The organism is Nitrosomonas limosa, assembly GCF_054188085.1.
On record NZ_CM135180.1, the window covers coordinates 1,934,595 to 1,947,083 of the forward strand.

A 12,489-nucleotide genomic window follows, 5' to 3' on the forward strand; every position below is an offset into this window, starting at 1 on the left:
GTCGCACGAGCGGCATGTAAGATATCCCACGTAACAACGCAAAGAATAATAAGGATAATTTTTTGAAGCGCAAATTGTTACAACACTGCCTCTATTGTTTCATCATGTCGGCAACGATGACCGGCTGCGTATCTGCAACCGTAACCGCCGTCAATCTCGGTTTTTCTGATGAATATCTCGAACAGTGGCTCTATTCCTGGAGCATTGCTTTCCCTGTCGGATTTATCCTCTTATTATCGCTATCCCCGGTATTCCGAAGCATGATCGATAGAATTTTTCGCTAGGAAAGCGCGTAACAAAACCCGCGAACACTACCCGGTCTGATTGATTTCATTTCGGAAAATCTGCCGTAGCAGCGTATAATTGCGCGAATTATTTCGTGGCTGCGATCATTGAAAAAATTGTTGCAGCCACTGCCTGAAAGACATCTCATACAAATAAATCGAATATGACTCAAGAAAACCAATCGGCGGCTACACCACTCGATGAAAATCAAATTATTGCCGAGCGCCGCGCCAAACTGACCGAATTACGCCGAGCAGGCAATGCCTTTCCGAATACTTTCCGGCGCGAGCATTTGGCAGCGGATCTGCATCGGCAATACGATGACTTAACCAAGGAACAACTGGAAGAATCGCCGGTTACCGTCAAAGTGGCCGGGCGCATGATGCTCAAGCGCGTCATGGGCAAAGCCAGTTTCGCCACCATTCAGGACATGAGCGGGCGCATTCAGCTGTATGTCTCAAACGATCTGACCGGCGAAGCGACGCACGCAGCCTTTAAACATTACGATCTGGGTGACATTCTATGGGCGCAAGGTTCGTTATTCAAAACCAAGACCGATGAGCTATCGATCCGCGTCACGGATTTACAATTACTGACCAAATCGCTGCGCCCGCTGCCGGAAAAATTTCATGGTTTAACCGATCAGGAACAAAAATACCGCCAGCGCTATCTCGATCTGATTACCAACGAAGATGCGCGCAAGGTTTTTACCGTACGTTCCAAAGTGATCCAGGCGATGCGCGAGTTTTTTGTCGCGCACGACTATCTCGAAGTCGAAACACCGATGATGCACCCGATTCCTGGTGGCGCTACGGCGCGGCCTTTCGTCACCCATCACAACGCGCTCGATATGGCGCTGTATTTGCGCATCGCACCTGAACTGTATCTGAAGCGGCTGGTAGTCGGCGGCATGGAAAAAGTATTTGAAATCAACCGCAATTTCCGTAATGAAGGCATCTCGACCCGGCACAATCCGGAATTCACCATGGTGGAATTCTACGAGGCGTATCAGGATTTCACCTACTTGATGGATTTCACCGAGAAAATGCTGGCGCAAATCGCGCAAAAAGTGCTCGGCACCACCGAAGTAACCTATCAAGGCAAAACCATGGATCTGGCGAAACCGTTCGCCCGCTTGACCATTACCGCGGCGATCAAGCAATTCCACCCGGAATATACCGACGCGCAATTGAACGACCGAGACTTCCTGATCAACAAGCTGCAAGCGCTCGGCATTCATTACAACCCCAAAGACGGCATCGGCGGCTTGCAACTCTCATTGTTCGACGAAACCACCGAGCATTTGCTGTTCGAGCCGACATTCATCGTCGATTACCCAGCGGAAGTATCCCCTTTGGCGCGGCGCAACGACAGCAATGCCGAAATCACCGACCGTTTCGAACTCTACATCGCCGGACGCGAAATCGCGAATGGATTCTCGGAATTGAACGACCCGGAAGATCAAGCCGCGCGCTTTCTGGAACAAGCCAAAGCGAAGGAAGCCGGCGACAGCGAAGCCATGCACTACGATGCGGATTATATTCGCGCTTTGGAATACGGCCTGCCACCGACGGCGGGAGAAGGCATCGGCATCGACCGGCTGGTCATGCTATTGACCGACAGCCCCAGCATCCGTGACGTGATTTTGTTTCCACAGTTGCGGCGCGAGGATTAGGGAAATGCCGAGTAATTCGCCATCGACTATGAAGCACACTATTTAAGGATGAATGATGTTTAGACATGGCTTCGCATGGCGCGACTAACAAAGATTCCTCACTTCATTCGGAGTGACGAATAAGGATTAAGGATAAATTTAGCTAATTTTAGTTAAGCGCTTATATCTTACGTCGAAGACTTATGCCAGTATCAGTAAACGCACAGCAAACAGATATTACAGCCTATGCGAACATTCTTGATGAGGTGCGCATACGGATACTCAGCATAAACACAATCGTATCTGGAACGAAATCGCTTCCGACATGGATCACTGCTGAACTTTGCTATGTTCAACTGCGCATGCTGTGTGAACTTGTTGCATTGGGGTGCCTATTGGCCCATGGTGACATCGAGGCCTCCAAGGAAAAGAAACTTCAAAAGGAATATGGGGCTGACGACATCCTCAAACGTCTCGAACAACTTCACCCAAACTTTTATCCTCATCCAATCATTTGCACGTTCTCTCCAGATAGTATCCATATTGAGCGCGTCGAGTCGGGATACTTAACCAAAGAAGAATTAATCTCCCTCTATCACAAGTGTGGTGGCCACCTCCACCGGGGTAGTCTATCGAGCATATTCCACACTGCGAAACCGAAGCAACCGCCAGCGGTTGAGCGTGCACTCTCATGGGGTATGAAGTTCTCAAGTCTATTAAGCCAGCACCACATCGCCTCGCATACTAATCAAAAGCACTTCTTGGGCTTCTTGTCGCATCATCAAGCCAATGGAAACGCATTTGTAGCAATCGCGCAATCGCCCGAGCTCGATCAGAATCTTTAGCACGGTAGGTTGGTCTGCCGAAGCAGGTAGCCCGGATAAGCTTGCGTCATCCGGGATAAATTTTCAAACTTCAATACCGGAATCAAACTCGTCATTCAATGATAAACTGCCTGTTAATGAAGGTTTCGGAGAGATATCATGCCCGATAAGATGAAATGGATTCTGGAAAATATCAAGACATTGTCGCTCCATGAAAAAGCGACGCTTGCGCATTGCCTGATTTCAAGCTTGGATGATGCCAACGAGGAACATGTCGATGAAGCGTGGATTCAAATCGCAGAACGCCGGTTCGCGCAACTTGAATCCGGTGCGGTGAAACCGGTTAGCTGGGAAGGAATAAAGCTGAAATTGAACCGTGAGCTGTGACAAACGTTTACTTTCATCCTGAAGTTGCACGAGACATAAATGAATCGATCGTCTGGCATGAATCGCAGGCAAAAGGATTAGGCGGTGACTTCATCAATGAGCTTGAAAGCGCTTATGCAGCCATCGCCGAACTTCCTGGTGTATGGCCTCAATTCGGAAAAGGGTTCCGGCGTTATATCCTTACCCGCTTCCCATTTGAATCGACGCAACCCATGCCAATTCGTCACACAACTTGGTGCGCACTTCAATCTATTACTCCGTTTTTTCAGATTGCCGGGTTAATTTGGACAAAGTTTTCACTTCTTCCAGCAAATGCCTCAATGCCTTGTTAACCGCTTCATCGTTGGGGAAAGCTTTCGCAACATCAGGCTCAAGAACCACGACATTGGTTTCTGCTTTGATACGGCTTGCATATTTGCCGCGTATAATTTTATCGAAATCAGATCGTTTGTACTCTGGCCGGAGTTCGTCCGTCATTTCAGGTTTAACCTTCTTCATAAATTTTCCTCTCAGAATTTGTAGCCAATCGCGCTGATATGATCCGGATCGAATTGCCGCTTTCTGTGTGTGCCACCGCCAGTAAACGACCTTGAGAAGAAATGCCAAACGTTACATATCTTTCTTCATCTTCCGAATGATCGGGGTCGCGGGTAGTTGCGGAAAATGCATCACGCAATACACTGGATGCTTCTTCAAAAGTGACGCCATGTTTACGGTGATTAAGCACAGCTTTCTTCGCATTCCACTCAAAATGCATAAATACCGATGTATCCTTGCTATTAGTGCAGTGCAGCAGGTTGGGCTGCCGAAGAAAGCCCAACATCACACTGTATGGGAATGTTATGCAGCAGCTTCAATATCCCACCCGGGAAAAACCAGTACCGCAGGGTGGCATTTGAGGGCTTTAGCCAATATTTTGGCGCGCTCAATTCCCAAGTTGATTTTGTCATGCTCGATGGCGGAGAGGGTCGATTGCGGAATGCCGGTAAGGGCAGCCAATTCATTCTGGCTTAATTCCTGGAGTTCGCGGATAATTTTTACCGACTCACCGACCGATACGTCGCATGTTTTTTTTGCCAGTTGATATTCGTTCATTTTTTCCTCCGGTAATCGTGCGGTGAAATTTGTTCAACGAGAACATACACTTCATTGTTGATGATTTTATAAATAACCCGGTACTGCTGATTTAGCCGTGAAGATCGATAGCCATTCCATTCACCGGCTAACGCTTCGTCAGCAAAGCCTTTGATCAGCGCTAATCCTTGTTGTCCGGAGATTGTGACCACATCCTTCCATTTCTCGTATTTCTTCAATACCGCTATCGGACATAATCTTAATTGCTTTTCAACACGTTTATGCTCGTAAACTTTCCACATACCATGAATGGTATGTCAGGCTTTTGATAAAAGCAATGATCTTTCGTTCACTCCACATTTCAACCGACACTTCCTCCGCATTCACCCCATCAACGCAAGCTAATAATCGGCCAGCTATTTCTTTCCGCGTGGCTTTTTAAGGTCGGATCGGGATCGACCGCGACCGGGTGCGTGACTTTACTGAGTAGTGGTAAGTCGTTCAACGAATCGCTGTAAAACCAGCTGCGCAAGAACGACAGCCAGGTCAAATTGTGCGCATCCAGCCAGGCTTCCAGCCGTTCGATTTTGCCTTCTCGGAACGACGGCGTGCCGGTGACCCGGCCGGTGAATTCACCGTCTTTCTCTTCCGGTTCGGTGGCGATCAGATGTTCGATGCCGAGTGCGTGGGCGATGGGTGAGGTGACAAAGCTGTTGGTGGCGGTGATGATGATGCACAAGTCACCGTCGAGCTTGTGCCGTTCGATCAATTGGCGTGTTCCGCGCGCGATCAGCGGCGTGATTTTTTTCTGCATGAATTCTTTGCGCCAGGTTTCCAGTTGCGTGCGCGGATGACGCGCCAGCGGCTTGAGTTGAAAGTCGAGAAATTCGTGAATATCCAAGGTTCCGGCTTTGTATTGCTCGTAAAACTCGATATTTTTCGCTTCGTGCAATTCGCGATCCAATGCCTTCTTTTCAATCAAAAATTGCGCCCATTGAAAATCACTGTCGCCGGCGATCAGCGTATTGTCCAAATCAAATAAAGCTAAATTCATGTAGCCACCTGTAATAATTCTCTTAATAAAGGAATGGTAACGGGACGCTGATGAACCAGCGAATAGCGGTCCAATGCTTCCAGCGTCATCAGCAGTGACGGCAAATCGCGCCGTCCGTGCCGCAGCAGATACCTGCAAATGTCGTGTGATAACTCAAAGCCGCAATCCGCAGCATGCGTTCTCATCGCCTGAATTTTTTCTTCGTCGGTCAATTCGTGAACTTGGTATACCAATCCCCAACCGATGCGCGTCACTAAATCCTGACGCAGCTTGAGAAACATGGGAGCGGCGGAGCCGCTCATCAGCAATCGTATACGGCCTTCGTCGCGTACGCGATTATAGAGATTAAACAATGCGATTTGCGACGGCTCATCCAGGCTATCGATATCGTCGATTGCAATGCAATCGGCATCGCTTTCATCGACAATCGAGAAGTTACCGTGTTTCTGGGGTTTGCAATATATCGCTTTTAAGTTCATTTGGGTATAGGCCGTGACGGTTGCCTGCAGCAAATGGCTTTTACCGCAACCGCCCGCGCCCCATAAATAGACAAAGCGTTCCGGTTCGCGTTCCGCCAGAAGATTGTGCAGCATCTGGAGTAATTCAACGTTGCGGCCGGGTTGGAAATTTGCCAGTGTTGGCGACGGCACCGGTTTAATGTCTAACAGCAATTGGTGCATGATCGTTGCGCAATGCGTGTTACGTAACCGCCTAATTATAGAAATTACTGCTGATATAGCGTTGATGCAGATGGCGCAACCAAACCAGCATGATCGCGCTGACCGGCAATGCCAGCAAAATGCCGAAGAACCCGAATAATTGCCCGAACGCCATCAACGCAAAAATGACCACGACCGGGTGCAAGCCGATACGATCGCCGACCAGCCAGGGCGTAATCAGCATGCCTTCGAGCAATTGCCCGGCACCGAAAACAATCCATACTGGGATCACGCCTGACCAATCCTGGAATTGCATGATTGCGGCGAAGGTTGCCAGCGTCAAACCGACGATCATGCCGAGATACGGCACGAACACCAGGATTCCCGCCACTAACCCGATCGGCAGTGCAAATTCGAGCCCCACCAGCCATAGGCCGGTGATGTAGCAAATGCTCATCAATACGATAACCGCTAACTGGCCGCGTAGAAATTCCGCCAGAATCCGGTCGGTTTCGTGCGCCAGTTTCGAGACTTGCTGGTGCCAATAGCGCGGAATCATTTCATCGATTTGTGCGATCAGCACATCCCAATCGCGCAGCAGGTAAAACAATACCACCGGCACCAGCAGCAAATTGACCAAAAATTCCACGACCGCCATGCCGCCGCTGGTTAACGACGGCAGGATTTTAGCCGCGACGCCGCCCGCGCTTTGCCAATGCTCCGATACCGCTTCTTTCAGAACTTCCATATCCGGTTCAAGGCTGATGTCCAGCCTTGCTTCCAGCCACGGAATAATATGATTTTTGAGCATGTCGAGAAACGCCGGCATTTTATCCAGCAATCGGCCTGCTTCTTTTTGAAACAGCGGGACCATGATCAGAATCAAAGCGCCGAATGCGACGAGCGATAACAACATCACCAAAATAGTCCCCGCGGTGCGCGGGATGTTGTTGCGAGCCAGCCGCGATACCATTGGATTGCAGATGTAAGCGATCACTGCGGCGAGCAAAAAAGGCGTCAAGATCGGACTGAGCAGATACAGCAACCCGCCGGACACACATGCCAGCAGCAACCACCAGAGATAATGCAAGTCGTTGGAGTGTTCTTCGCTATTCATCGGCAGAGTTAGCTTTGGCCTGCTTTGGATTTCAGCGCATGGCTGGCGAGATTTTTACCGAGCTCCCAGATCGAGCCCGGTACTTGATGCGTATCGGCAATGGTTTCAGTCAATGCCCGCACGACACGGTCGCAATCTTGCTGCGTCAGGATCAGCGGCGGCAGCAGCTTGATCACGTTCATGCCGTGTCCGGCGACTTGCGTCAGGATGCGATGTTCTTTGAACAACGGTATCGTGATCATCTGGCAGAACAATCCTTTGTTAGCCGCTTCCAGCATCATCCATGCAGCTTTGAGCGAGAAACTATCGGGTGATTTGAACTCGACCGCAATCATCGAGCCTTTGCCGCGCGCTTCTTTCAGAAATTCGTATTGATCGGTTAATGCATTGATCCGGCCGATGATGTCCGCGCCAATTTTAGCGCTGTTCTCGACCAGCTTTTCGGTTCGGATCACTTCCAGGCTTGCTAGACCTGCAGCCATCGCCATATTATTTTTCGAGAATGTCGAACCGTGCACCACTGCGCGATCCATGCGATTAAACACGCTTTCCATGATCTGTTGCGTCATCATCACCGCACCGACCGGCACGAAACCGCCTGACAGCGCTTTCGCCATGCAAATCATGTCGGGTTTCACGCCCCAATGTTCGACTGCCCAGAATTTCCCGGTACGGCCCAGGCCAGTCTGGATTTCGTCGGCGACAAACATCGTGCCGTATTTTTTGCACAACCGCTCGACTTCGGGCAGGTAATGATCATCCGGGATGTTGACGCCCTTGCCCTGGATCGGTTCGACCACAAACGCCGCGACATTGCGGCCGCTGAGCGCTTGTTCCAACGCTGCCAGATCGTTGAATGGCACCGACCCGCAATCTTGCAGCAATGGCCCGAAACCGTCCTTGAAAATCTGCTCGCCGTTCAGCGACAGCGCGCCCATGGTCAAACCGTGATACGCGTGATCGCAGCAAATGATGCGGTTACGCCTGGTTACATAGCGGGCGAATTTAATCGCGGCTTCGACCGCTTCGGTACCGGAATTACAAAAAAACGCACGCTCCAGATTATCCGGCACCGTCGCCAGAATCTCCTTGGCCAGCAAACCGCTCAGAATTGACACGTCCATCTGCACCAGATCCGGCATTTCCAGCGACAGCACTTCTTTCAATGCATTGACAATCACCGGATGGTTGCGTCCGAATGCATACACACCGAACCCGCTCAACAAATCGAGATATTCGTTGCCTTGATCGTCGTAAATATACTGCCCCACCGCGCGCTGATAGTTTCGGTCATAACCGATCGTCTTCAGCACACGCACCATCTGCGCATTCAAATAATGCTCGTGCAAATCAAACTTATCGGTACGATGTTGGGATAACAAATGAGCGATACTGAAAGACATGAACAACCTCGGTGTAGGAAGAACGGCCAGCAAAGCTGGAAAAAGAATTGATCGGCTCCACTAAAGAACTGCTGCAATGTAATAAGTTGACAACAAAAATTAGCGCAGATCATACCATTCCTACACATATTTTTGCTGTTAAAAACATGAGATCGTTCGGGAAAAGAAAGTCCGCTTGCGTCTATCCGGATGTCGATGTAATAAAACCACGAATTCAATCATCTAAACTATTTTTTGCTCAAACACGAGCGATGCGATCAATTGAAAGGCTTTAAAAAGAAGTATGACTGTTATTGAACTGGATTAAAACCCTTTTTTTAAGGGATCAGCAACATTATGCGGCAAGAAAAAATGCAATCCAATCTTTGGATTTCAAGAATTGGATTGCATCATCGATCCGTGGATGTTGATGAGGCTCGGCTCGCTCAGCAACAATCAAACAATCTTTTTTTATTTAAACAAATCACTGTCGACAAACTCTGCTTTGACCAGTGACCAGAAGTCGTCGGCGAGGCCGTTTTCGATATAGGCATATGGCAGCCAGCCGTAGCCGTGGTCGCCCCAGTCCTTGCCCCATGAGTTGCGAATTAACAATGCGCCTTTGGTGGAGCCGATCTTTTTCTGATCGTCGTAACCGACCGCCAGCACTGCGTGTCCGCCTTCCAGCGCGTCGCCCTTGCCGGGATATGGAATCTCTCCCTTGCCGTCACCAGCGCCGGGTATCGAGCTATAAACGGAGAATCCGAACATCGATGGCAGATTGGCCGCCAGATTCTTTTTGACATTCGCAAGTAACGCGCTGGTTGAAGTACCGGGCGGGTCAAGCCGGTAGTAGTCGATCGCTTGGTAGCTTTGCGCGTATGAAAAGCAGAAACTGGACGGATCGTCGTTGAACCGTTTGACATCGTACGGCCAGTATTTTTCCGGCGGCACGCCGAACAGCACCAGCGCTTTCATAGTGTCGCGCAGGTAAGCGCCGTCGTCGCCGGTAAAACCGATCAATTGACGCGTAACCTTGTAGAGGAATAAGCGCGAGGCGTCGATGTGCTTTCCAAAAGCACGGCGTTCAAAATACTCGACCATACCCACTCCGGCATGCGCGGTGCAAGAACCGATCGAGCCTTGATCTTCGATCGGTGAACAATATTTACGCAGATCGACGCTGGCCGGTAACGATTTGGCCGCTTTTTTCAGCGGCGAAGATTTCGCTAATACTTTGGCGACGGATTCGGTCGATTGCGTATGATCGCGCATATCCGGCAAATCTCTGTGCCAACCTAAACTAAGACCATGAATTGATTTCATTTTTAATCTCCAAAAAAAGTGGATCACTTGCCTCACTGGTACAGCGCCAACACCGGGGCCGAGTAATATACCCGCCTCATAAAATTTATAAAAACTTTTGATCTATCATGCACTTAATCATATATCTTCAGTTGAATTATCAGTCTAATCCCTTGGAGAACTGAAGTAAAGTAAATTAAGCGCTGCTGATCGCGCATTTCCGTACCATGAGGGTCCGGCATTTGCGGTAAAATTGCGCTTGAGCGTAACACAAATCTTTTATTCGTTTGAGAGTTCAACTTGACTTCCAGCAATTCCAATCCCCCTGACGCGAAACATCTTTCTTATCGTGACGCCGGTGTCGATATCGATGCCGGCGATCGCCTGGTAGAAAATATCAAACCACTGGCCAGGCGCACCTTACGCCCCGAAGTTCTGACCGGCATCGGCGGTTTCGGCGCATTGTTTGAAATTTCCAAGCAATACCGTAATCCGGTGTTGGTGTCCGGCACGGATGGCGTGGGCACCAAGTTAAAACTGGCTTTTCAATTGAACCGGCATGATACGATCGGTATCGACCTGGTGGCGATGAGCGTAAACGATATTCTGGTACAAGGCGCAGAACCGCTGTTTTTCCTGGATTATTTCGCCTGTGGCAAATTGAATGTAGAGACTGCGACCCAAGTGATCGGCGGCATTGCAAAAGGCTGCGAATCGGCCGGTTGTTCGTTGATCGGCGGCGAAACGGCGGAAATGCCGGGCATGTACCCGCACGATGAATATGATTTGGCCGGGTTTGCTGTCGGCGTCGTCGAGAAAGATCAGATCATCAGCGGCGCGTCGATCAAAGCCGGCGATTGTGTGCTGGGCATTGCTTCCAGCGGCGCGCATTCGAATGGTTATTCGCTGATCCGTAAAATTATCGAAAACAGCCGCGCCGATTTATCGATGGATTTTCATGGTCAAACGCTGGCAGATGCCATCATGGCGCCGACGCGCATTTATGTGAAGCCGGTGCTGGCATTGATCAAACAATTACCGGTGAAAGGCTTGGCGCACATTACTGGGGGCGGGCTAGTAGAAAATGTGCCGCGTATTTTGCCCGATTCGCTCATGGCGGAATTACAAAAAGATGCGTGGCGGATTCCACCATTATTCCAATGGTTGCAACAGCAAGGCAACGTAGCCGATGCGGAAATGGCGCGGGTGTTTAATTGCGGTATCGGCATGGTGATCGTCGTTGCGCCCGAGCATGCGGCTGATGCACTCAACAGTTTGCGTGCGAATGGTGAAACCGCTTGGCAAATCGGTGAAATTAAACCGCGTATGGCAGATCACGCAGCTACGGTGTTGGTGTAGCGAGTGATTGCTCCGAAATGAAATCCCTAGTGATCCTGATCTCAGGCCGCGGCAGCAATATGCAAGCACTGCTGGAGGCGGGTCATCCTTTGGATAGCATTACGGTGATCTCTAACAATCCTCATGCAGCCGGGCTGGAAATTGCCAGAAGGTATGGTGTTGCGACGATTATCCTCGATCACCGTTCTTTCCCGGATCGAGAGACTTTTGATATCGCTCTGGCGGAAAAAATTGATGCCTGTAAGCCCGAATTGGTTGCACTGGCCGGTTTCATGCGTATACTGAGCGATCGCTTTGTACAACGTTATCAGGGCCGGTTAATGAATATTCACCCTTCCTTGCTTCCGGCATTTCCCGGTCTAGGAACCCATGCGCGAGCACTACAAGAAGGCGTCAAGATCCACGGTTGCACGGTTCATTTTGTCACGCCGGCACTGGATCATGGTCCGATTGTGATTCAGGCCGCCATCCCAGTGCTGCCGGACGACACCGAACAAACCTTGGCCAATCGTGTATTGACGCTCGAACATCGCATCTACCCGCAAGCGGTCCGCTGGTTTATGGACGGCAGCATCCGGCTGGCCGATAACTGCGTGGAAGTCATGCATTCCAGCATCAACAAAACAGTGCTTTATTCTCCGGAATTGCCCGAATGAAACTCGCGGCCTTGTTGGCTATTACATGGTTGCTCAGTTTTCCGGCATCTGCGACGGATCTGCCGTCCCGTATTGAAATCAACTATCACGTGGTAACCGATATCGGCGAAGGTGAAATCCATGAAGTCATGGAAATTCATCATACCGGCGATCACTATCGTTATACGATTAACAGCGTTGCACAGGCAACCGGTATGTACAAGTTGATCGAGCCGAATAGAATCGTTCGCCATAGCGAAGGTTTTGTTTTTGAACAAGGCTTGCAACCGGCCCGCGCTTACGAAAAGCGCGGAAAAGACACACCCAGCGTGGCTGTTTTCGATTGGGCAGATGACAACATCGCGCTCAGTCACACGGGTCACGAGATCACGCAGAAACTACCGTACGGTACGCTGGATCGTTTGAGTTTCTCGTATAACTTTATGTTTACTGCGATTCCTAAAAAGCATGTGGAACGTTACGTCGCCGAAGGTCATAGTTTGCGGTTATCACGTTTCACCGTGACCGAAGAAACCCTCGATACACCAATGGGTGCAATCAAAACGATCGCATTAACCCGGCAGGAAGAAAAAGGCTCCAAGCTTAAAAGAAAAATATGGCTGGCCTTGAACAATCACATGCTGCCGGTGCGCATCGTTTCGGTCGAGGAAAACGGCCGTGAAATCGAGAAAATAGCTAGACGAATTAATATCAGCTATAAACCGGGACGTTAGTCCTACCCCGTAATTGATCT

Annotated in this window: 16 protein-coding genes; 7 read left to right on the forward strand and 9 right to left on the reverse strand. The window is 49.8% G+C overall.

The genetic code is table 11. The features are described from left to right. The first annotated feature begins 62 nt into the window (after window positions 1-62). The 4 genes from ACV7NC_RS08840 (at window position 63) to ACV7NC_RS08855 (ending at window position 3,150) form a co-directional block, all read left to right on the forward strand. Window positions 63-284, forward strand: coding sequence for a DUF2798 domain-containing protein (locus ACV7NC_RS08840; RefSeq protein WP_458152160.1), 222 nt, complete (start codon window positions 63-65; stop codon window positions 282-284). Window positions 285-448: 164 nt separating this feature from the next. After that, on the forward strand, window positions 449-1,960 hold the full coding sequence (lysS, locus tag ACV7NC_RS08845; RefSeq protein ID WP_458152162.1) for a lysine--tRNA ligase: 1,512 nt from the start codon (window positions 449-451) through the stop codon (window positions 1,958-1,960). Between the two features lie 182 nt (window positions 1,961-2,142). Continuing rightward, window positions 2,143-2,784 carry a hypothetical protein gene (locus ACV7NC_RS08850; RefSeq protein WP_458152163.1) on the forward strand — a complete coding sequence of 214 codons (642 nt, stop codon included), beginning with the start codon at window positions 2,143-2,145 and terminating at the stop codon, window positions 2,782-2,784. Between the two features lie 138 nt (window positions 2,785-2,922). Next, on the forward strand, window positions 2,923-3,150 hold the full coding sequence (locus ACV7NC_RS08855) for an addiction module protein (RefSeq protein ID WP_458152165.1): 228 nt from the start codon (window positions 2,923-2,925) through the stop codon (window positions 3,148-3,150). Between the two features lie 252 nt (window positions 3,151-3,402). On the opposite strand, the gene ACV7NC_RS08860 is transcribed toward ACV7NC_RS08855, so the two are convergent. From ACV7NC_RS08860 to ACV7NC_RS08900, 9 genes are all read right to left on the reverse strand, one after another. Beyond that, window positions 3,403-3,648, reverse strand: coding sequence for a hypothetical protein (locus ACV7NC_RS08860; RefSeq protein WP_458152166.1), 246 nt, complete (start codon window positions 3,646-3,648; stop codon window positions 3,403-3,405). After that, window positions 3,635-3,973, reverse strand: a complete 339-nt coding sequence (locus ACV7NC_RS08865; protein ID WP_458154892.1) for a BrnT family toxin — start codon at window positions 3,971-3,973, stop codon at window positions 3,635-3,637. Before ACV7NC_RS08865 ends, ACV7NC_RS08860 begins: the two co-directional genes overlap by 14 nt. A 17-nt stretch (window positions 3,974-3,990) precedes the next feature. Then, window positions 3,991-4,245 carry a helix-turn-helix domain-containing protein gene (locus ACV7NC_RS08870; protein ID WP_458152167.1) on the reverse strand — a complete coding sequence of 85 codons (255 nt, stop codon included), beginning with the start codon at window positions 4,243-4,245 and terminating at the stop codon, window positions 3,991-3,993. Then, window positions 4,242-4,526, reverse strand: a complete 285-nt coding sequence (locus ACV7NC_RS08875; RefSeq protein WP_458152168.1) for a type II toxin-antitoxin system mRNA interferase toxin, RelE/StbE family — start codon at window positions 4,524-4,526, stop codon at window positions 4,242-4,244. The genes ACV7NC_RS08870 and ACV7NC_RS08875 overlap by 4 nt, the downstream gene beginning before the upstream one ends. Window positions 4,527-4,615: 89 nt before the next feature. After that, window positions 4,616-5,278, reverse strand: coding sequence for a histidinol-phosphatase (locus tag ACV7NC_RS08880; protein WP_458152169.1), 663 nt, complete (start codon window positions 5,276-5,278; stop codon window positions 4,616-4,618). Then, on the reverse strand, window positions 5,275-5,958 hold the full coding sequence (gene hda / locus ACV7NC_RS08885; protein ID WP_458152171.1) for a DnaA regulatory inactivator Hda: 684 nt from the start codon (window positions 5,956-5,958) through the stop codon (window positions 5,275-5,277). The genes ACV7NC_RS08880 and hda overlap by 4 nt, the downstream gene beginning before the upstream one ends. A gap of 31 nt (window positions 5,959-5,989) precedes the next feature. Next, window positions 5,990-7,054: an AI-2E family transporter gene (locus tag ACV7NC_RS08890; RefSeq protein ID WP_458152172.1), complete on the reverse strand. Its 1,065-nt coding sequence runs from the start codon at window positions 7,052-7,054 to the stop codon at window positions 5,990-5,992. 8 nt (window positions 7,055-7,062) lie between these two features. Then, window positions 7,063-8,457 (reverse strand): aspartate aminotransferase family protein, encoded by a 1,395-nt coding sequence (locus ACV7NC_RS08895; RefSeq protein ID WP_458152173.1) that lies wholly within the window; start codon window positions 8,455-8,457, stop codon window positions 7,063-7,065. A gap of 450 nt (window positions 8,458-8,907) precedes the next feature. Next, window positions 8,908-9,762, reverse strand: a complete 855-nt coding sequence (locus ACV7NC_RS08900; RefSeq protein WP_458152174.1) for a C1 family peptidase — start codon at window positions 9,760-9,762, stop codon at window positions 8,908-8,910. Between the two features lie 279 nt (window positions 9,763-10,041). On the opposite strand from ACV7NC_RS08900, the gene purM reads away from it, so the two are divergent. From purM to ACV7NC_RS08915, 3 genes are read left to right on the forward strand one after another with little or no spacing between them, the layout of a single operon-like run. Beyond that, complete coding sequence (gene purM, locus ACV7NC_RS08905) at window positions 10,042-11,100, forward strand: phosphoribosylformylglycinamidine cyclo-ligase (protein WP_458152175.1); 1,059 nt, start codon at window positions 10,042-10,044, stop codon at window positions 11,098-11,100. A 17-nt stretch (window positions 11,101-11,117) separates the two neighbouring features. Beyond that, complete coding sequence (purN, locus tag ACV7NC_RS08910) at window positions 11,118-11,756, forward strand: phosphoribosylglycinamide formyltransferase (RefSeq protein WP_458152177.1); 639 nt, start codon at window positions 11,118-11,120, stop codon at window positions 11,754-11,756. Further along, window positions 11,753-12,469: a DUF3108 domain-containing protein gene (locus ACV7NC_RS08915; RefSeq protein WP_458152178.1), complete on the forward strand. Its 717-nt coding sequence runs from the start codon at window positions 11,753-11,755 to the stop codon at window positions 12,467-12,469. Before purN ends, ACV7NC_RS08915 begins: the two co-directional genes overlap by 4 nt. Window positions 12,470-12,489 lie beyond the last annotated feature (20 nt).

Excerpts from the sequence above, each read along its gene's own strand:
- lysS (WP_458152162.1), top strand. The coding sequence starts at position 449 with ATGACTCAAGAAAACCAATCGGCGGCTACACCACTCGATGAAAATCAA.
- ACV7NC_RS08850 (WP_458152163.1), top strand. The coding sequence starts at position 2,143 with ATGCCAGTATCAGTAAACGCACAGCAAACAGATATTACAGCCTATGCG.
- ACV7NC_RS08855 (WP_458152165.1), top strand. The coding sequence starts at position 2,923 with ATGCCCGATAAGATGAAATGGATTCTGGAAAATATCAAGACATTGTCG.
- ACV7NC_RS08860 (WP_458152166.1), bottom strand. The coding sequence starts at position 3,648 with ATGAAGAAGGTTAAACCTGAAATGACGGACGAACTCCGGCCAGAGTAC.
- ACV7NC_RS08865 (WP_458154892.1), bottom strand. The coding sequence starts at position 3,973 with ATGTTGGGCTTTCTTCGGCAGCCCAACCTGCTGCACTGCACTAATAGC.
- ACV7NC_RS08870 (WP_458152167.1), bottom strand. The coding sequence starts at position 4,245 with ATGAACGAATATCAACTGGCAAAAAAAACATGCGACGTATCGGTCGGT.
- ACV7NC_RS08875 (WP_458152168.1), bottom strand. The coding sequence starts at position 4,526 with ATGTGGAAAGTTTACGAGCATAAACGTGTTGAAAAGCAATTAAGATTA.
- ACV7NC_RS08880 (WP_458152169.1), bottom strand. The coding sequence starts at position 5,278 with ATGAATTTAGCTTTATTTGATTTGGACAATACGCTGATCGCCGGCGAC.
- hda (WP_458152171.1), bottom strand. The coding sequence starts at position 5,958 with ATGCACCAATTGCTGTTAGACATTAAACCGGTGCCGTCGCCAACACTG.
- ACV7NC_RS08890 (WP_458152172.1), bottom strand. The coding sequence starts at position 7,054 with ATGAATAGCGAAGAACACTCCAACGACTTGCATTATCTCTGGTGGTTG.
- ACV7NC_RS08895 (WP_458152173.1), bottom strand. The coding sequence starts at position 8,457 with ATGTCTTTCAGTATCGCTCATTTGTTATCCCAACATCGTACCGATAAG.
- ACV7NC_RS08900 (WP_458152174.1), bottom strand. The coding sequence starts at position 9,762 with ATGAAATCAATTCATGGTCTTAGTTTAGGTTGGCACAGAGATTTGCCG.
- purN (WP_458152177.1), top strand. The coding sequence starts at position 11,118 with ATGAAATCCCTAGTGATCCTGATCTCAGGCCGCGGCAGCAATATGCAA.
- ACV7NC_RS08915 (WP_458152178.1), top strand. The coding sequence starts at position 11,753 with ATGAAACTCGCGGCCTTGTTGGCTATTACATGGTTGCTCAGTTTTCCG.